Annotated in this window: 22 protein-coding genes; 15 read left to right on the top strand and 7 right to left on the bottom strand. The window is 67.8% G+C overall.

Annotated elements, in window-relative coordinates:
• Positions 1-8 precede the first annotated feature (8 nt).
• The 3 genes from BJF89_RS13085 to BJF89_RS13075 are packed head-to-tail and all read left to right on the top strand — an operon-like array spanning position 9 to position 1,255.
• On the top strand, positions 9-644 hold the full coding sequence (locus BJF89_RS13085) for a YigZ family protein (protein ID WP_255372649.1): 636 nt from the start codon (positions 9-11) through the stop codon (positions 642-644).
• A gap of 20 nt (positions 645-664) precedes the next feature.
• Complete coding sequence (locus tag BJF89_RS13080; RefSeq protein WP_075815523.1) at positions 665-895, top strand: hypothetical protein; 231 nt, start codon at positions 665-667, stop codon at positions 893-895.
• 3 nt (positions 896-898) lie between these two features.
• A complete protein-coding gene (locus BJF89_RS13075) occupies positions 899-1,255 on the top strand; it encodes an RNA-binding S4 domain-containing protein (RefSeq protein WP_075815521.1) in 357 nt (118 codons plus the stop codon).
• Here the strand turns inward: BJF89_RS13075 and BJF89_RS13070 are convergent.
• The 6 genes from BJF89_RS13070 to BJF89_RS13050 all read right to left on the bottom strand — a co-directional run bounded on the left by BJF89_RS13070 (position 1,237) and on the right by BJF89_RS13050 (position 4,840).
• Positions 1,237-2,214, bottom strand: coding sequence for a GTP pyrophosphokinase family protein (locus BJF89_RS13070; protein ID WP_075815519.1), 978 nt, complete (start codon positions 2,212-2,214; stop codon positions 1,237-1,239). The two genes, BJF89_RS13075 and BJF89_RS13070, sit on opposite strands and share 19 nt — an antisense overlap.
• Positions 2,211-2,714, bottom strand: coding sequence for a hypothetical protein (locus tag BJF89_RS13065; RefSeq protein ID WP_075815517.1), 504 nt, complete (start codon positions 2,712-2,714; stop codon positions 2,211-2,213). Before BJF89_RS13065 ends, BJF89_RS13070 begins: the two co-directional genes overlap by 4 nt.
• A 16-nt stretch (positions 2,715-2,730) precedes the next feature.
• Entirely contained in the window at positions 2,731-2,958 is a 228-nt protein-coding gene (locus BJF89_RS19685) for a hypothetical protein (RefSeq protein ID WP_255372648.1), read from the bottom strand.
• A 316-nt stretch (positions 2,959-3,274) separates the two neighbouring features.
• Positions 3,275-3,601, bottom strand: a complete 327-nt coding sequence (locus tag BJF89_RS19680) for a hypothetical protein (protein WP_255372647.1) — start codon at positions 3,599-3,601, stop codon at positions 3,275-3,277.
• Between the two features lie 11 nt (positions 3,602-3,612).
• Positions 3,613-4,143, bottom strand: coding sequence for a TetR/AcrR family transcriptional regulator (locus tag BJF89_RS13055; RefSeq protein WP_075815695.1), 531 nt, complete (start codon positions 4,141-4,143; stop codon positions 3,613-3,615).
• Positions 4,144-4,171: 28 nt separating this feature from the next.
• Complete coding sequence (locus tag BJF89_RS13050; protein ID WP_075815515.1) at positions 4,172-4,840, bottom strand: hypothetical protein; 669 nt, start codon at positions 4,838-4,840, stop codon at positions 4,172-4,174.
• A gap of 98 nt (positions 4,841-4,938) precedes the next feature.
• Between BJF89_RS13050 and BJF89_RS13045 the strand changes: the two genes are divergently transcribed.
• Entirely contained in the window at positions 4,939-5,457 is a 519-nt protein-coding gene (locus tag BJF89_RS13045) for a hypothetical protein (RefSeq protein WP_075815694.1), read from the top strand.
• Between the two features lie 5 nt (positions 5,458-5,462).
• Here the strand turns inward: BJF89_RS13045 and BJF89_RS13040 are convergent, their stop codons facing one another.
• Positions 5,463-7,157, bottom strand: coding sequence for a hypothetical protein (locus BJF89_RS13040; protein WP_075815513.1), 1,695 nt, complete (start codon positions 7,155-7,157; stop codon positions 5,463-5,465).
• Positions 7,158-7,246: 89 nt separating this feature from the next.
• Between BJF89_RS13040 and hisD the strand changes: the two genes are divergently transcribed.
• The 11 genes from hisD to BJF89_RS12985 all read left to right on the top strand — a co-directional run bounded on the left by hisD (position 7,247) and on the right by BJF89_RS12985 (position 17,484).
• Entirely contained in the window at positions 7,247-8,575 is a 1,329-nt protein-coding gene (gene hisD / locus BJF89_RS13035) for a histidinol dehydrogenase (RefSeq protein WP_075815511.1), read from the top strand.
• A complete protein-coding gene (locus tag BJF89_RS13030; protein ID WP_075815509.1) occupies positions 8,575-9,690 on the top strand; it encodes a histidinol-phosphate transaminase in 1,116 nt (371 codons plus the stop codon). The genes hisD and BJF89_RS13030 overlap by 1 nt, the downstream gene beginning before the upstream one ends.
• Entirely contained in the window at positions 9,687-10,283 is a 597-nt protein-coding gene (gene hisB / locus BJF89_RS13025) for an imidazoleglycerol-phosphate dehydratase HisB (RefSeq protein WP_075815507.1), read from the top strand. The genes BJF89_RS13030 and hisB overlap by 4 nt, the downstream gene beginning before the upstream one ends.
• Entirely contained in the window at positions 10,280-11,557 is a 1,278-nt protein-coding gene (locus tag BJF89_RS13020; RefSeq protein ID WP_075815505.1) for an MFS transporter, read from the top strand. The genes hisB and BJF89_RS13020 overlap by 4 nt, the downstream gene beginning before the upstream one ends.
• 78 nt (positions 11,558-11,635) lie before the next feature.
• Positions 11,636-12,289: an imidazole glycerol phosphate synthase subunit HisH gene (gene hisH / locus BJF89_RS13015; RefSeq protein WP_075815503.1), complete on the top strand. Its 654-nt coding sequence runs from the start codon at positions 11,636-11,638 to the stop codon at positions 12,287-12,289.
• 37 nt (positions 12,290-12,326) lie between these two features.
• Positions 12,327-13,085: a bifunctional 1-(5-phosphoribosyl)-5-((5-phosphoribosylamino)methylideneamino)imidazole-4-carboxamide isomerase/phosphoribosylanthranilate isomerase PriA gene (gene priA, locus BJF89_RS13010; RefSeq protein ID WP_075815501.1), complete on the top strand. Its 759-nt coding sequence runs from the start codon at positions 12,327-12,329 to the stop codon at positions 13,083-13,085.
• Entirely contained in the window at positions 13,078-14,076 is a 999-nt protein-coding gene (locus tag BJF89_RS13005; RefSeq protein WP_075815499.1) for an inositol monophosphatase, read from the top strand. The genes priA and BJF89_RS13005 overlap by 8 nt, the downstream gene beginning before the upstream one ends.
• Before the next feature lie 7 nt (positions 14,077-14,083).
• The gene (gene hisF, locus BJF89_RS13000; protein ID WP_075815497.1) at positions 14,084-14,860 is read left to right on the top strand and encodes an imidazole glycerol phosphate synthase subunit HisF; all 777 of its coding nucleotides are present in this window, start codon (positions 14,084-14,086) and stop codon (positions 14,858-14,860) included.
• On the top strand, positions 14,857-15,252 hold the full coding sequence (gene hisI / locus BJF89_RS12995) for a phosphoribosyl-AMP cyclohydrolase (protein ID WP_075815495.1): 396 nt from the start codon (positions 14,857-14,859) through the stop codon (positions 15,250-15,252). Before hisF ends, hisI begins: the two co-directional genes overlap by 4 nt.
• Positions 15,245-16,825, top strand: a complete 1,581-nt coding sequence (locus BJF89_RS12990; RefSeq protein ID WP_075815493.1) for an anthranilate synthase component I — start codon at positions 15,245-15,247, stop codon at positions 16,823-16,825. The genes hisI and BJF89_RS12990 overlap by 8 nt, the downstream gene beginning before the upstream one ends.
• Positions 16,822-17,484 carry a TIGR02234 family membrane protein gene (locus BJF89_RS12985; protein WP_075815491.1) on the top strand — a complete coding sequence of 221 codons (663 nt, stop codon included), beginning with the start codon at positions 16,822-16,824 and terminating at the stop codon, positions 17,482-17,484. Before BJF89_RS12990 ends, BJF89_RS12985 begins: the two co-directional genes overlap by 4 nt.
• Positions 17,485-17,555 lie beyond the last annotated feature (71 nt).

Genomic DNA, 17,555 nt, shown 5'->3' with positions numbered 1-17,555 from the left:
CACAACCCGTGAGTCACGCCTACCTGCGCCCTGCCGCCGATCGTCCGGTCGCGGAGACCGAGGTGAGAAGGTCCCGGTTCATCGCCTGCGCAGCCAGGGTGCCTGACGAGGACGCCGCCCGGGCGTTCCTGGCTGAGGTCCGGGCCGGGTTCACCGATGCCCGGCACCACTGCAGTGCCTACATCCTGCACGTCGACGGGGCGAACCCGGTGGAACGCTCGGGTGACGACGGTGAGCCAGCAGGCACGGCGGGCCAGCCGATGCTCGAGGTGCTCCGCGGATCGGGTCTGCAGGACGTTGCCGTTGTGGTGGTCCGTTATTTCGGTGGGGTCAAGCTCGGCACCGGCGGACTGGTCCGCGCGTACCAGGACGCCACCCGCGCCGTGCTGGCGGATATCACCGTAATGCGTCGTGAGCCCCGGGACGTGTGGACCCTGGAGGTCGACCATGCGGAGGCAGGCAAGATCGAGGCCGAGCTCCGCGCGCGGGGCCTGGATGTCGAGGCATCCTACGGTCAGACCGTGACGTTGATTCTCACCGTGGCAGCCGGAGAGGACCCTGGTGGCATTGTCAGGGAAATCTCAGCAGGAACTCTGGAAATTGTACGGGTCGGGTCCCGCTGGGACGACGTCAAGGCGGGGTGAACCGGGGTAGACTCGGGGCCATGACCATGGACAACTACTCCGACAATCCCGTTGCCCGTCGTAAGGCCGACGTCCGTAAACGTTCTCGGTCGATCCAGGTGTCCGGGGGAATCGCGGTCGCCGGGGGCATTCTGGGCATTCTGGGGGTTGCTTCAGGGCTTTTCTTCACGATTGCGGTGGTTGCTCTGGTGGTCCTGGGATGGAACGTGGTGAAGGTCCGTGAGGTGCTCAACCACAAGGACCAGTGGTGATCCGTGACACGGATCGATGCATGGGTGTGGGCCGTCCGCCTGTACAAGACACGGTCCGCTGCCGCTGACGCCTGCCGTGCAGGGCACGTGAAAGTCAATGATGTCTCCGTCAAACCCGCCCAGACCGTGGCAGTGGGGGACCGGGTACGTGCCTGGGTGAATCACCGCGAGTATGTCGTCGAGGTCGCCGAACTCGTCTCGAAGAGGGTCGGGGCTCCGCGGGCACGGCAGTGCTACGTGGACCACTCTCCGCCGCCACCGTCGAAGGAGATCCTGGCCTCGATCCCTCGACGGGACAGGGGTGCCGGACGCCCGACGAAGCGGGAACGTCGCCAGATCGATCAGCTGCGCGGACGCTGACCCATCCGCTGCCACCGGTTGCCCAGGCGACCGGGCCGCGATGAAGCGTGGTCGCCGATATGCACGGTGCGGCGAATATGGTCGCGGCCGTAGGTGAACAGCAGTAGGTCGTCGATGAGGCGGACCTGTCCCGGGGGGTAGCCGTAGCCCATCGTCTCCTGCAACTGGACCAGTGCCTCCGGCGCACACAGGACCGTGAGCTCACCGATGGTCGTCACCCCGTTCGCCGCGAGCATGTCGACGGCGAACCGGTAGTAGTCAGCCTTGGACATGGGGTATTCATTACCGACGAGCATGGTCAACACACCCGGCAGCATGGTGGCCGTGAGTTCGGTGTCGTCGGTGGTGTCGCCGTCAGCACTGGTGGCACGGGCAATCGTGTCGAACTGCTGGTCCGCGAGCTCGATGAGGCCGGCGGCCAGGGTGAAGGCGCGGTGCACTTCCGGACTGATCACGTGTCCCGGATTCTTGTAGCGCACGTCATGCTCGAACTCCGCCCAGGCGTGCTGCAACACCGTCCTGATCTGGATCTCGATCAGCCTGCCCTCCAGATCGGTCAGTGACGGCATCGTGGAACTCGTGACCCGGGCGATGACGTGGGAGGATGCGTACCCGAACTCGCCGCGCTCCGCGGTCTGGGCAGATTTATCGGTCACGGAGACCACGTCGAAGAGACTGCGCATCACCCCGACGAGCAGCAGGATGTCGGCGGTGGTGTAGACGGTGACCCGGACCCCCAGGACATCGTAGGCGGAGTCGAAGTCACGGTAGTCGGGGTGGACGGTGTCGTGGATCTTCGCCAGGTAACTGCCACGGTCCTTGATTCGCACCGAGACCTGGTCGAAGGCAATGCCCGCGTCGGACAGTTCGTCGGAGAGGACTTTCTGGATGTCCGTGACCACCGTGGGGTGGTCGGCGAGCCACGTGTCGAAATCGCGCAGGACGGTGGAATCTTTCATGGCACCGACTCTAGCGCCTGACAGTGGCCTTCCGAGATGTCGATCGGCCCGGTGCTGGGTACCGACGGAAGTGTCCCGGACGAAATGAACAGCCGTTGGTCCTCTGTGACGAAGAACAGGGCAGGTCCGGGCCCGTCGGTCAGGATACGGTGTGTCGGTACTGCGAGAAGAGGGTGGGCGAGAAGACCCGCAGCGGGAAAAGGCACTCCGATGACTGCGATCTCCCGGACCCCCGGTTCGACAGCACGGTGCCGCAAGGCTGTGCCGTACACCGAGGTGAGGTCGCCCAGCGTCGCGAGCATGCCGGTGGCGGTCTCCTGCCACAACAATGATGCGCTGGTGTGACGGATGCCCAGGTCGGCGACGGTGAGACGCCGGGGACCGTCCTGCACGGCCGCTCCCAGACCCCCGCCCAGCGGAATGGTGACCATGGAAGCGGGATCGTAGGGGTCATGGTCGACGGAGGTGGTGGTGACATGCAGCTGGAGTTTCCGGTTCATACCGGTAGAGAGACTCCTAGAAGGGCGCGGAGGTTCCCTTCACCTCGTCCAGATCGGGGCGCCGCGACTTCCCCAACGCGGAGAGCAGCTCGTCGAAGCTCCACAGCGTGATGTCCTGTCCCTTGTCCTTCAGCTCGCGGGCACGCTTCTCCTTGCTGGTCACCGAACCCCATTCGCCGATGACCAGCAGTGTGGTCTTCTTGGTGACATTCTTGCCGACGGTCGCGCCGGCCTCGGCGATCATGTCCCAGACCTCACCCTTCTCATAGGGGGCGAAGTCCCCGGTGACGGTGACATTCTGTCCGAAGATCGGTCCGTTCGCGTCGGCCTCGGTGTTGGCCTCCGGGACGGTGTCCGGCGTCGCGACGCGCTGCCAGTCTGCTGTGGCGACGACTGTGCTGACTGTGCTGACTGTGCTGACTGTGCTGACTGTGACGACTGTTCTGACTGGGCTGATTGCCTCGACTCGGTGGCCGATGCAGGAGACGTGGCAGACGCCGTGTCCGTCTCGACGGGGGAGGTGGGGGCGGTGTCCAACGGGAAACCCGACTGCAGGTTGCTCAGCAGCTGGTGTACCTGGGTGAACTGCTCCTGTTGTCCGGGGGCGAAGACCACGATGTTGGACGCGCCCGGGTCGCCGGGAAACCCCGTACCGGACGGAGGACGGCATTGTCGGGAGGGGTCGCCAGCGAGAACTGGATCCAGCCGGGGGACTCGTCGGTCGGTGCGTGGCGGTACCAGCCGCGCAGTTCGGCCGGAGTGACAGTGAGCTCGGCCGGCAGCAGGGTCTGCCCCATCGGGGTTCTCCGCACCTGCACCCCGTTGTCATCTACCGTGACGTCCGCCCCGTGGGCGGTGACCGTGTGCGCTGCAGCCGTGGTACTCATAGCGTCCGATCCTAGTTACCGATGCCGTCCAGGACGAGGTCGACCCCGGAGAGCACCTGTGCGACGGTGCGGGGAGTGGCACCGGCCGCCTGCGCGGTCTGCACGTCGGTCGCCGCACCCAGCAGGTACCGAGACAGCACCCATCCGGTCAGCTGACGGTCCGCGGCAGGTGAACCCGTCAGTGCCTCGGCGAGTGTACCGGCGGGATCCTGCGCTGCCGTCCCCGCGGCCAGCGCGGCAGCGACAACCTCAGCGCCGTCGCGCACCCCGAGGAGCTGTTCGAGCAGGGCGGAGGCGGTGGTGTAGGCCTGCTCCCGCCAGTCGGCCGTCTGTGGCCCCGCCTGTTCCGATGGTCCGGCTGCCTCCAGGATTCGGCCTGCAATGCCACCGAGCAGGTCCTGCTTGCTCGGGAAGTGCCAGTACAAGGCCCCGGGGGCGACGTCGAGCGTGCGTGCGAGACGCCGCATCGTCAGGTCGCCGAGACCGTACTCGGCGAGGATGTCGAAGGCGGCGGTGAGGATTCGGTCGCGGTTGAGCTGCACCCCACCCAGTGTAGTGCCCCGATGGAACTCACGACCGTCCACGGCTAACGTTCCGTCCGCGGGCGACGTTGTAGGGTCGTAGCTGTACAACAAGCATGAGAAGGGAACCACGAATGTCACCACGGGTGTCAGGCCACCGGCCGGGAATCACCACGGCCGTCCTCGCCGGGGTCGTTGCGGCGACGCTGGGACTGGCCGCCTGCGGCTCCGACGATGCTGACGGGGACGCCGCCGGCAGCACGACGAGCAGTTCCTCGAGCGCTGCGTCCACCAGTGCGAAGGAGTCGACGGAGCCTCGGAAGTCTCGGAGTCTGCCGAGCCGGATCCCAGCGAGTCCGCCGAGCCGGCACCGGACGACCAACAGGAAGGTGACCGGGGCGAGGGTGAGCCTCCGGCGGACGCCCCGGCTCCGGAACCCGCCAATGCCCCGGCAGGGAACGCCGCCAACGGTGACGACGCCGCGCAGATCACGGCGCTGGAAAGGGGGTTCGGTGAAGAACGTCCCTACAGCGAGTACCTCAAGTACACCTATGAGCACACCTGCAATGCGGACCTCGACCAGACGGTGGGTGGCCGTGAGGCGGCCATGCAGGATGCTGAGGCCAACGGCGAGCTGGGGCAGAAGCAGGCCAGCGAGGTGATAGGTACCCTCCCCGTGATTCACGGTGTCAATGACATCCGGGTCGACGGTGACCACGCGACTGCTAATCTCGATCAGAGCATGAACGACAACCGGCAGACACTGCCGAAGAACTATGTCCGGGAAGACGGACAGTGGAGGACCTGTATCGCCTGATGGCATCTCGTCGCGTACTGATCGGACAGTCGGCGAAGACCCTCACGGTCTTCCTGGCTGTCTTCAGCATTTCCGGACTCCTGTGGGGCTGGTGGCGACCAGCGGTGACCGCCGTGGTCACCGACACCGGGGCCGCCGAACTCGACCCGTCCACGTCCGGCGCACCGTTCCTGTCTTTCGCGGTCTTCGCGCTCGCTACCGGGCTTCTCGGCGCGGTCCTCGCCGGCTGGTCATTCTGGCGTTCACCACGGTTGCGGGGGCCGGTCATGCTGCTGACGGTGATCGTCCTGGCATTCCTCGGCGCCGCCGTCTTCCTCCTCTTCGGCAACTGGATCGCAGACACCCTCCACGGCACGGACGTCACCGCCGGACTGGCGGAGAACCTCAGGCCCGGACAGGACGTCACCATCGTCTCCAAGGTCACCGGCGCCGCCGGCTACCTGGCGGCACCTGCCGCCGCTGCCGTGGTCTACTGGACCTGCTCGCTCTTCGCCCCGGACACCGCCTTCGAGCACTGAGCCGCTCAGCGGCCCCGCAGGTCGCGCAGTTCGCGGTAGGCCTGCCAGACGGAACCACCGAGGTCGCCGTCGGACAGTCCGGCGGCGTCTGTACCTTCGTTACCCTCGCTACCGTCGGATCCCTCGGCAAGCCCCATCTCCTCAGGGGCGAGCAGCAGCTCACCGTGTGCCCGGTCCAGGGCCACGTCACAGGAGGAGTCCTCGCCACGCTCGAGGTACAGCGACGCCGCTGCGACCCAGTTCATCGCCGCACTGCTGTGGTCCCGGGCCTCGGTGAACGAGTGGGCTGCGCGGGTGGCGTACTCCAGGGCGAGATCCTCACGCCCCGCCTCCTCCCAGATCGCCGACATGTCCTCGTTCCAGTCACCCAGGTGCCAGGAGAACATCGGATCGCCGTCCGCTTCCTCCAGGATCCGGCGTGAGCGTTCCATCAGTTCCAGGGCACGGGAGGTGTCACCGACATTGAGGTGCTCCCGTGCGCCGGTACGTAGCGCCTGGGCTGCAGCCAGGGGCCGGTCCAGGTCACGGTAGAGCGCGCAACTGCGTTCCAGCAGCCCGGCGGTCACCACGTGCTGTCCGGACGAGGACGCAGCGACACACGCCATCGTCAGGCACGCCAGCGTGCGTTCACTGTCGGGAGTGAACATCGACCAGTCTGCCGTCGCCACGGCCAGGGACAGCCCCTCGTCCAGGTCGCCGATCCCGATCGCGGCGCGGGCCCGGACCCCACGCAGGTTCAGCACGGCGGGGGAGACGGGCGCTCCGGCGGCCGCCTCGTCGACGCGGACTGCCAGGTCATAGGCTGCGGCGTAGTCCCCTTCGGCGTTGAGCAGCTGGCACGCCTGTTCCGCCCGGTGCATCCCCTCCAGGGGCGCCCCGAGCTCCAGGGCGATCTCCGCGCACTGACGCCAGTGCTCCAGCACGCTGTCGTTGTCATCGGCGGTGAGCGCGAAATATCCCAGCAGGTCATGTGCCTCATACCGTGTGGTGGGAGCCTCCGATGCCAGCATTCCGGTGGCGACCGCGACCGCCGCCTCGATCTCGCCGTCGGCGTGCAGTTGCTGGGCACGGGTCAGTTCCCTGTCCCCGGGGGAGACGGTGCCGACGGTGAACCTGTCCGCCAATGCCCGGAACACCGGTCGTAGCGCTGCCGTCTCGGGCGTGGCCAGCGACGTGGCGCACGTCAAGCCACCCATCGCCGCGAGCGACAGGCAGGTGGCCTGGTGCCGGGGCAGACTGTCACCCGTGATCGTCGGATCGGCGGCCACCGTGGGGCTTTCCGGGGTGGGGCGGAACGACATGATAGCGCCCTGCAGGTCCTCGAGCAGACGGGCTGCAGGCGGGAGTGCCGCGAGGTCGACGCCGTCGGACTCCACCACCATGGCCACCAGGCACAGTGCCGAGTTGGCGAGGACCGCCGAGGCGTGGTCGTCGTTGTCCCTGGCGAGGTGGCGCCACTCGAACACCGCCTCGGCCGCCTCCTCATGGAGTTCGAGACGGTCGGACACCGCCGCGCGCAGGACGTGGAATTCGGTCCGCAGGTGTGCGGGGGTGTCCGCCGGGAGATCGGTGTCCGGGTCCGACAGCCAGTACAGGGTGCCGAACTGACTGGTGAGACGCCAACTTGTGGCGTGGTCTCCGACGGACGTTGCGGCGACGGACGCCTGCAGCAGGTCGACAAGCGATGGCTGCGATGCCACTGGTGACCCTCCGTCCTTTCTTCGCTGTGGTAACGGGCTAGAATCACAACACGTTACCCGTTCACCGACCCTGGAGACGATCCCACGCCATGCTCTCGCGCCTGGACCTGAGGGGCCAGACCCCCTCCACCGCCGAACTCCGTCGAATCCTGCCGCGTGGCGGCACCGACATCGACCATGTTCTTCCGGCGGTGACACCGGTCGTGGAGGACGTCCGCGCACGCGGCGCCGAGGCTGCGCTGGAGTACGGCGAGAAGTTCGACCACGTGCGCCCGTCCTCGGTCCGGGTGCCCGCGGACGTCATCGCCGCGGCGCTGCGCGACCTGGACCCCGCCGTCACCGACGCGCTGCGGGAGGCCATTCGGCGCGTCCGGGCGTTCCACGGGTCGCAGAAGCCGCAGGACGCCTCGGTGGAGGTCGCGCCCGGTGGCGTCGTCTCTGAGCGGTGGATCCCGGTCAACCGGGTGGGCCTGTACGTCCCGGGAGGCAACGCGGTGTACCCCTCGTCGGTGATCATGAACGTCGTCCCCGCCCAGGAGGCCGGCGTTGGGAGTCTCGTGGTGTCGTCACCGCCACAAGCGGATTTCGGTGGCTGGCCCCACCCCACCATCCTCGCGGCGTGCTCCCTGCTCGGTGTCGACGAGGTCTGGGCCGTCGGCGGTGGACAGGCCGTCGCGCTCATGGCCTACGGCGACACAGGATCCGCCGGTTCCGCCGATCTGGAGCCGGTCGACATGATCACCGGGCCGGGCAATATCTTCGTCACCGCTGCCAAGCGGTTGTGCCGGTCCGTCGTCGGCATCGACTCCGAGGCCGGCCCCACCGAAATCGCAGTGCTCGCCGACAACTCCGCTGACCCGGTGGCCGTGGCCTACGACCTGATCAGCCAGGCCGAGCATGACGTGATGGCTGCTTCGGTGCTGATCACCGACTCGTCGGAGTTCGCCGACGCAGTCGACCGGGAGATCGAGGCGCGCTACAAGGTCACCCTCAACGCCGAGCGCGTGGCAGAGGCGCTGACCGGGGAACAGTCCGGCATCATCCTCACCGACAGTCTCGACGAAGCGGTCCGGGTCGCCGACGCCTACGCCGCCGAGCACCTCGAGGTACAGACCGAGGACTCTGCGGCCGTCGCCGCCCGGATCACCAACGCCGGAGCCGTCTTCGTCGGCCACTACGCGCCGGTGCCGCTGGGCGACTACGCCGCCGGATCCAACCACGTCCTTCCCACGTCCGGTACTGCGAGGCACTCCTCAGGACTGTCCACCCACACCTTCCTCAAGCACGTGGACGTCATCTCCTACGACCGCGAGGCGCTCAAGGAGGTTGCCGACACCGTGACCGCCCTCGCGGACGCGGAGCAGCTGCCCGCCCACGGTGAAGCCGTCCGTGCACGATTCGAGACCCAGGAGCGATAATGACCGACCAGATCACCGTCGCGGACCTGCCGCTGCGTCCCGAGTTGCGTGGAAAAACCGCCTACGGGGCCCCACAGCTCACCGTGACCAACCAGCTCAACACCAATGAAAACCCCTACCCTCCGAGCGCCGGCCTCGTCGAGGACCTCGTGGCCGAGGTGGCCCGCCTGGCCTCCACCCTGAACCGCTACCCGGAACGTGACAGCGTCGAACTTCGCGGAGAGCTGGCGTCCTACGTGAGCCGGCAGACCGGTGTGCAGGTCGGGGTGGAGAACGTCTGGGCCGCCAACGGCTCCAACGAGATCCTGCAGCAGCTGCTGCAGGCCTTCGGCGGGCCCGGGCGCAGTGTCCTCGGTTTCACGCCGAGCTACTCGATGCATCCGATCCTCGCCGCCGGAACGCAGACCGAGTTCATCGACATGCCACGCACGGGCGAGAACTTCGGTATCGACATCGACGCCGCGGTCCGGGCCATCGGAGAGAAGAACCCCGACATCGTCTTCGTCACCACCCCGAACAACCCCACCGGTGGAGTGACCTCTGTGGCCGGTCTGCGACGGATTCTCGAGGCCGGTCGTACGGCAGGTTGCATCGTGATCATCGACGAGGCCTACGCCGAGTTCTCGGCCGAACCCAGTGCCGCCGAACTGATCGCCGAGTACCCCGCGACGCTGGTGGTGTCCCGGACGATGTCCAAGGCCTTCGACTTCGCCGGGGGACGGCTCGGCTACTTCATCGCCGACCCGGCCTTCATCGAGGCAGTCATGCTCGTACGCCTGCCGTACCACCTCTCGACACTGTCGCAGGCTGCGGCGACGGTCGCGCTGCGCCACAGTGACGATACGCTGGCCACCGTCGATGCACTCCGTGGCGAACGTGACCGTGTGGTCGCCACCCTGGAGGACCTCGGCTACGGTGTGGTGCCGAGCGAGTCCAACTTCATCTTCTTCGCCGTCCCCGGCGACGCACACGACATCTGGCAGCAGTTCCTCGACAGCGACGTCCTCATCCGTGACGTCGGTGTCCCCGGCCACCTGAGGATGACCGTCGGGCTCCCGCAGGAGAACGACGCCTTCCTCACCGCCGCCGCAACGATCATCGGAGAACACACGTGAGAACCAGCCGCATCGAACGCACCACGAAGGAATCCTCGATCACCGTCGAGATCAACCTCGACGGGACCGGGGCCACAGACATCTCCACCGGCCTGCCCTTCTTCGACCACATGCTCACCGCCTTCGGCTCCCACGGCTGCTTCGACCTGACGGTGCACGCCGACGGAGACATCGACGTCGACGCCCACCACACCGTCGAAGACACCGCCATCGTGCTGGGCCAGGCCATCAACGAAGCCCTCGGGGACAAGACCGGGATCCGCCGGTTCGCGGACACTTACATCCCCATGGACGAGACTCTCGCCCAGGCCGTGGTGGATGTCTCCGGGCGACCGTACTTCGTGGGCACCGGTGAGCCGGAGACCATGCTCACCACCGTGATCGGCGGGCACTACGCCACCGTGATCAACGAGCACTTCTTCGAGACCCTCGCCTTCAACGCGCGGATCGCCCTGCACGTCCGCTGTCTCTACGGCCGCGACCCGCACCACATCACCGAGGCAGAGTACAAGGCCGTCGCCCGCGCCCTGCGCGCCGCAGTGGAACCGGATCCGCGGGTGACGGGGGTGCCGTCGACGAAGGGGACCCTGTGACCGTTCTCTCTGTCAGGGGCGTGCCCCTGATGCTGCTGAGCGTGTTCTGCGCCTTCCTCGGCTGGTCGCTGCTGCTGCCGGTCATCCCGGTGGCGATGCTCGACGCCGGCTACGGCGACTCCCTCGCGGGCCTGTCCACCGGTGTCTTCATGGCGGCGACGGTGGGCACACAGATCTTCGTCCCCCGGCTGCTGCGCCGGTGGGGGTATGTCCCGGTGATGGTCTCCGGGGCGGTACTGCTCGGGGTGCCGTCCGTGTTCTACCTCATCGACGGTGGATCCTGGCTGGTGCTTATGGTCTCGGCGATCCGGGGTATCGGATTCGGCGCGGTCACGGTGGCCCAGTCCGCGCTTCTGGCCGAACTCGTCCCGGCCCATCAACTCGGCCGGGCGAACGCCTTCTTCGGTGCATCGATCGGCGTCGGGGAGATCATCGGTTTCACCATCGGACTGCCGCTCTACACCCACGCAGGCGACCTGGTGTTCCTCGTCGCCGTGGGCTGCGGAGTGATCGGTGGTGCCGGCGCACTCGGAATCCCCGCCTTGCAGGCTGCCAGCGTGACGAAGGACGCCGGGCAGGCACCGGCCCAGGAGAGGACACGACAACGGACGCAGGTCCGCGCGCCGCTGTGGAAGCTCGTCCTCGTCCCGATCGTCGGACTGTGCACCGGTGCGATGGGCTTCGGCGCCTTCTCCACCTTCACCGCTCCCGCCGTAGGCGAGATCGACGCCTCTGCGGCGGCGACTCTGGCGGGGGTGACGTTGGCGGTCATCGGCGGTGGTCAGATCCTGGGCCGGACCGTCTCCGGGTGGTGGGCCGACCGGGTCGGGGAGCCGGGACGTCTGGTTGTCTGGGCGTCACTGTTGTCCGTCGGCGGGATGCTCGCCATGTCGACGCTCATCTTCACGGCGCCGACCGGCACCGTCCTGATCGCCGGTGCGCTGGGCGCGGCTGCGGTCTTCGGCCTCGGATTCGGTGCGATCCAGTCCGAGACCCTGCTGATGATGTTCTCCCGCATGCCCAAGGAACGGGTCTCGGAAGCATCTGCGATGTGGAACATCGGCTTCGACTCCGGCACCGGCACGGGTTCGTCCGTGCTGGGTGTCGCCGCGACCACCAGCGGTTACGGCGGCGCATTCGTGGTCGGCGCGGGGCTCGTCGGCCTCGGGACCGCCACCCTCGCCGGCGACAGGATCCTGGGCCGCCACCGGGTGGCTGACCACCACAACGTCCGTACCCGGCTGCGGAGTCTACGGCCGGGCAGCGAACCGTAGAGGCCGCACAGGCCGTGTCGTCCCCCTTGCGTACCCGGAGCAGCCTGTGAGACACATCGCCTTGTAGGATCACTGACCATGGTGGAAAAAGCATCCCCGACGGTCGCGCTCCTGGACTACGGCTCCGGCAACCTGCGTTCGGCGCAGCGTGCACTGGAGCATGCCGGAGCGGACGTCACCGTCACGGCCGACCCGGACACCGTCCTCGGCGCTGACGGTCTGCTGGTCCCCGGCGTCGGTAACTTCGCCGCCTGCATGACCGGACTCCGCGCCGTCCACGGACCGCGGATGATCGGGGAGCGGCTCGCCGGTGGACGCCCCGTGCTCGGCATCTGCGTGGGCATGCAGGTCCTCTTCGACCGCGGTGTCGAAGGCGGCGACGGGGCCGGAACCGAGGGGTGCGGCGAATGGCCCGGCACCGTGACACGCCTGGAGGCGTCCGTCCTGCCCCACATGGGCTGGAACACCGTCGACGCCCCGCAGGACTCCCGGATGTTCGCCGGCGCAGCCGCGGACGAGCGGTACTACTTCGTGCACTCCTACGGGGTCAGGTCCTGGGAACTCGAGACCGACGGCCACACCGTCGCACCGACGGTGACGTGGGCGACCCACGAGGACTGCCGGTTCGTCGCCGCGGTCGAGAACGGGCCGCTCTGGGCGACGCAGTTCCACCCGGAGAAGTCCGGCGAGGCCGGTGCCCGGCTACTCAGGAACTGGCTCGCCACGCTCTAGAACGTCCCGCCCTGAATCACGCGATAGGATACTTCACATGACTCTTACTCTGCTGCCCGCCGTTGACGTCGCCGATGGTCAGGCGGTTCGCCTCGTCCAGGGAGCCGCAGGCACCGAGACCAGCTACGGTGCCCCGCTCGACGCCGCCCTCGCCTGGCAGAACGCCGGAGCGGAATGGGTACATCTCGTCGACCTCGACGCGGCATTCGGTAAGGGCAGCAACTTCGACCTGCTCAACGAGGTCATCGGCAGGCTCGACGTGGACGTCGAACTCTCCGGGGGCATCCGGGACGACGCCTCGCTGGAGCGCGCCCTGTCCACGGGGTGCCGTCGCGTGAACATCGGCACCGCCGCTCTGGAGAACCCGGACTGGTGCGAGAAGATCATCGCCGAGCACGGTGACCGCGTCGCCATCGGTCTCGACACCCGGCAGGTCGACGGTGAGTGGCGCCTGCGCGGGCGCGGGTGGGTCTCCGACGGCGGTGACCTGTGGGAGGTCCTCGAACGGCTCGATTCGCAGGGCTGCTCCCGTTTCGTGGTCACCGACGTCTCCCGTGACGGCATGCTCAACGGTCCGAACATCGACCTGCTGCGCGATGTCGCGGCGGCGACCTCCGCGCCGGTGGTGGCGTCCGGCGGCATCTCCAGCCTGGATGACCTGCGGGCCCTTGCCGGTGTCGTGGACGAGGGCGTGGACTCCGCCATCGTCGGCAAAGCACTCTACGCAGGGAAGTTCACCCTGGAAGAGGCACTGGTGGCGGCCCGCGGGGAGACACAGGCGGTGCCCGGTGAGTGACGAGATCGACACCCGGGCTCTGCTGGCCATCGCCGAGGCCGCCGTCGACGAAGCGGAGACGACGTTCTCCGCCGCCGTCGGTGCCGAACCCTCGGTGATGAAGAGCCCCGGTGACTTCGCCACCGAGGCCGATCTCAGCGTGGAACGCCAGCTACGGCACCTGTTGACCAGCTACACCGGCCTGCCCGTCCACGGCGAGGAGTACGGGGTGGTACGCCCCGGCGAGCCTGTCGAGATCAACCCCAACGACGACAAGGCCGATGACCTCGACGGGCCGCGTCGCGACCGGTCGGACCCCGGGCCACGGGCCACCGACGCCGACATGCTCGACCGTGCGGACGCCGACAAGAATCCCGGCCTCGACGAACTCCCGGAGACCTGCTGGGTCGTCGACCCGATCGACGGTACCGCGAACTACGCCGTGGGGAACCCGTTCTGCTGCATCCTGGTCTCCCTGGTCCACAAGGGGGAGGCGGTTGTCGCGGTCACCGAGATGCCTCTGCTGGGCCAGCGCATCACGGCACGCAAAGGCCACGGACTCTACGTCGACGGCCACCCTGCGCGCCCGATGCTGCCGTCCGATCCCGGGGTGACGCAGATCAGCTTCGGGTCGATCCTGTCCCAACGGCGCGGTAACCTCCCGATCTCGTACCGCCAGGACATGCTCAACGCCATCGGCCGGACGTACCCGCGCATGCGTGTCACCGGTTCCTGCGGGATCGACCTGGCCTTCACCGCCGCCGGAATCTTCGGTGGCACCGTGACCTTCAGCCCGAATCTCTGGGACAACGCCGCCGGCATGCTGCTCGTGCGTGAGGCAGGGGGAGTGGTCACCGACTTCAACGGTGACCCGTGGCGCCCCGGTGTGTCCGGCCTGGTGGCCGGCGAGCCCGAGGTCCATTCGATCCTGCTGGACCACATCCGCTCGGTGCCGATCGGCACCGCCGCACGAAACGCCCAGGAGATCATGGACCGGGGAGGAATAAGGTGACTGAACGATGAGTGTTGCAGTACGGGTCATCCCGTGTCTCGACGTCGACGACGGACGTGTGGTCAAGGGCGTGAACTTCCTGAACCTCAGGGATGCCGGCGACCCCGTCGAACTCGCCGCACGCTACGACGCCGAAGGCGCCGACGAACTGACCTTCCTCGACGTCTCGGCGTCGAAGGCGGGACGCGGGACGATGCTCGACGTCGTACGTCGGACCGCAGACCAGGTGTTCATCCCGCTGACCGTCGGTGGCGGCGTCCGCTCCGAAGAGGACGTCGACCAGCTCCTGCGTGCCGGGGCGGACAAGGTCTCGGTGAACACCTCGGCCATCCACCGCCCGGAACTGCTCCGGGAACTCTCCGCCCGTTTCGGCGCCCAGTGCATCGTGCTGTCCGTCGACGCTCGTCGGGTCCCCGAGGGCGGGGCACCCCAACCCAGCGGCTTCGAGGTGACCACCCACGGTGGCTCCCGGTCCGCCGGCATCGACGCGGTCGAATGGGCCGTGCGTGGCCAGGAACTCGGCGTCGGTGAGATCCTGCTGAACTCCATGGACGCCGACGGCACGCGCGACGGCTTCGACCTCGACCTGCTTTCGCTGGTGCGTCAGGCCGTGAGCATCCCGGTCATCGCCTCAGGTGGCGCGGGTACGGTCGGCGACTTCCCGCCCGCCGTGGAGGCGGGCGCGGACGCGGTGCTCGCGGCCTCCGTCTTCCACTTCGGTGACATCGCCATCACCGAGGTCAAGGACGCGATGGCGGCGCAGGGGATCGAGGTCCGGCGATGAGCGCGGCGACCACCGACGACGACATCCGCGGCGTCGACCTCGACCCCGCTGTCGCCGCCCGTCTCGCACCCAACGACGCGGGCCTCGTGGCCGCCGTGGTGCAGGAGAAGGCGACCGGCGATGTCCTGATGCTCGCCTGGATGGACGAGCACGCCCTGGCGCACACCCTCGCCACCCGCAGAGCGACCTACTGGTCGCGGTCCCGGAACGAGTACTGGGTCAAGGGGGAGACCTCCGGGCACACCCAGTACGTCCACGAGGTGCGCCTCGACTGCGACGGCGACACCGTCCTGCTGACCGTCGACCAGACCGGCGGTGCATGCCACACCGGGGACCACACCTGCTTCGACGCCGACCGGCTGCTCCAGCCTGAAAGACCAGTTGATGACTGACCCGAACGACCGAATCGACTCCGCCGACCCCTACCAGATCACGAGTTTCGACACGTTCCGGCGCCTGGCCGCACGCAACCGCGTCGTCCCGGTCGCACGTAAGATCCTCGCCGACGGGGAGAGCGCGCTGAGCGCCTACACCAAACTTGCCGGGGGCCGCCCGGGAACGTTCCTCTTCGAGTCTGCGGCACCGGGGCAGTCCTGGTCACGTCATTCCTTCATCGGAACCGGCGCACGGTGCGCACTGACGGCGAAGAACGGTGACGTCCGCTGGATCGGCACCCCGCCAGCCGGTGTGCCGGAAGGCACCGACCCGCTCGCCGTGATCCGTGAGAGCCTGGAGCTGCTGCACACCGACCCGATGCCCGGCCTGCCCACGCTGACGTCCGGCCTGGTCGGCTACATGGGCCATGACGTGATCCGCTACATCGAGGACATCCCCGACACCTGTACCGACGATCTGCAGGTCCCCGACATGGTGCAGTTGCTCGCCGACACCCTCGCTGTCATGGACCACCATGAGGGTACGGTCTGGCTCATCGCCAACGCGGTGAACTGGGACGGCTCTGATGACCGGGTGGAGGGCGCCTACGCCGACGCCGTGGCCCGGGTCGATGAGATGGAACGCCGCCTGGCCTCGGGCACCCACCTACCCTCGGCGACGTTCTCCACACCGGCCCCGCAGCCGCGCCGCCAGCGTGCCCTGGAGGACCACAAGGCCCGTATCGAAACCTGCAAGGAACATATCCGCGCCGGTGACGCCTTCCAGATCGTCCTGTCGCAGCGGTTCGAACTCGACACCGACGTGCCGGGGCTGGACATCTACCGCATGCTGCGGGTGTCCAACCCCAGCCCGTACATGTTCCTGCTCAACGTCCCGGACGACTCCTTCACGGAGACGGCGTTCCAGATCATCGGCTCCTCGCCGGAGTCGCTGGTCCAGGTCTCCGACGGCCGGGTGACCACCTTCCCCATCGCCGGGTCCCGCCCCCGGGGCGGGACCTTCGAGGAGGACGAGCTCATGGAGAAGGAGCTCGTCAACGACGAGAAGGAGAACTCGGAACACCTGATGCTGGTGGACCTGGGCCGTAATGACGTCGGCCGGGTCTGTGCGCCCGGCACGGTGGAGGTCCACGACTTCCGCCACGTGGAACGCTACAGCGCCATCATGCACCTGGTCTCCGGGGTCAGCGGCCGCCTCGCCGAGGGAAAGACCGCGCTCGACGCCTTCGTCGGCACCTTCCCGGCCGGCACCCTCTCGGGCGCCCCCAAGCCGTCGGCCCTGACCATCATCGATGAACTGGAGGACACACGGCGAGGTGTCTACGGTGGGACCGTGGGCTACTTCGATTTCTCCGGAAACGCCGACCAGGCGATCGCCATCCGTACCGGCCTGTACAAGGACGGGACGGTGTACGTGCAGGCCGGTGGTGGCATCGTCGCCGACTCCGACCCCGATGCGGAGGACGAGGAAACCAGGAACAAGGCACTGGCGGTGCTCCGTGCCGTCGCTGCGGCGGAGACGATGGTCGATGTCGCCCCCACAGGGGTCGACGTGGAGGTCGACCAGTGAAACGTCTCGGTGGGCGAAGCCTCGCACTCCTGTTGACGGTCCTCAGTGCCGCCGGGCTCTGGGGTGCCGGGCAGATGACCTGGCTGACGGTGACCGTCGAGGACGACAAGAGCGGCGAGTCGGTCAAGAACATCATCGGATCGGTGTGGGACGCCGCCGGGACCCCCCTGGCCCTGGCGATGCTCGCCGCGATGATCCTGTCGATGGCCCTGCAACCCCTGGCGCGGCGCATCCTGGGCGGGATCTCCGCCCTGCTCGCCGCTGTCGCCGGCATCGCCGCCGTGACGCTGCTCTCCGGCGAACCGGATCTGGACCGAGCACAGTCCCTGCTGGTCAGCGGTGCTGGGACGCAGCGGGAGTCCGACCCCGTGCAGATCTCGGAGTGGGCTGTCGTCCTGGACGGACACGTGCACGCCGCACCGGTCGTCCTCTTCCTGGCCGCGGCCGCCCTGGGCGTCGTCGGCGGTGTGCTGCTGGCCATGAAACCAGGCGCGGCCCGCTCCGGACACAGCAAGTACGAGACGCCGGAGGCCCGCCGCGAAGGCGTGGAGAAGGACCTGGACGACAACCCCGGTTCCGGACGCGTCCTGTGGGACGCCCTCGACGCCGGGGTGGACCCCACCGACCGTGATCCAGGCGACGGTGAACGTCGGATGTGACGGCCACGTCACCCCGATGTCACTGTCTTGCGTGGGCGGGGATAGCATGGAAGTTCGTTTAGACACCTGAC

Source organism: Corynebacterium sp. CNJ-954, from assembly GCF_001942345.1.
GTDB lineage: Bacteria > Actinomycetota > Actinomycetes > Mycobacteriales > Mycobacteriaceae > Corynebacterium.
Note: the sequence above shows the minus strand (reverse complement) of the source record. Positions and strands in the feature narration are given on the sequence as shown.

Excerpts from the sequence above, each read along its gene's own strand:
- BJF89_RS13080 (WP_075815523.1), top strand. The coding sequence starts at position 665 with ATGACCATGGACAACTACTCCGACAATCCCGTTGCCCGTCGTAAGGCC.
- BJF89_RS13070 (WP_075815519.1), bottom strand. The coding sequence starts at position 2,214 with ATGAAAGATTCCACCGTCCTGCGCGATTTCGACACGTGGCTCGCCGAC.
- BJF89_RS13065 (WP_075815517.1), bottom strand. The coding sequence starts at position 2,714 with ATGAACCGGAAACTCCAGCTGCATGTCACCACCACCTCCGTCGACCAT.
- BJF89_RS19685 (WP_255372648.1), bottom strand. The coding sequence starts at position 2,958 with ATGATCGCCGAGGCCGGCGCGACCGTCGGCAAGAATGTCACCAAGAAG.
- BJF89_RS19680 (WP_255372647.1), bottom strand. The coding sequence starts at position 3,601 with ATGAGTACCACGGCTGCAGCGCACACGGTCACCGCCCACGGGGCGGAC.
- BJF89_RS13045 (WP_075815694.1), top strand. The coding sequence starts at position 4,939 with ATGGCATCTCGTCGCGTACTGATCGGACAGTCGGCGAAGACCCTCACG.
- hisD (WP_075815511.1), top strand. The coding sequence starts at position 7,247 with ATGCTCTCGCGCCTGGACCTGAGGGGCCAGACCCCCTCCACCGCCGAA.
- BJF89_RS13030 (WP_075815509.1), top strand. The coding sequence starts at position 8,575 with ATGACCGACCAGATCACCGTCGCGGACCTGCCGCTGCGTCCCGAGTTG.
- hisH (WP_075815503.1), top strand. The coding sequence starts at position 11,636 with ATGGTGGAAAAAGCATCCCCGACGGTCGCGCTCCTGGACTACGGCTCC.
- priA (WP_075815501.1), top strand. The coding sequence starts at position 12,327 with ATGACTCTTACTCTGCTGCCCGCCGTTGACGTCGCCGATGGTCAGGCG.
- hisF (WP_075815497.1), top strand. The coding sequence starts at position 14,084 with ATGAGTGTTGCAGTACGGGTCATCCCGTGTCTCGACGTCGACGACGGA.
- hisI (WP_075815495.1), top strand. The coding sequence starts at position 14,857 with ATGAGCGCGGCGACCACCGACGACGACATCCGCGGCGTCGACCTCGAC.
- BJF89_RS12990 (WP_075815493.1), top strand. The coding sequence starts at position 15,245 with ATGACTGACCCGAACGACCGAATCGACTCCGCCGACCCCTACCAGATC.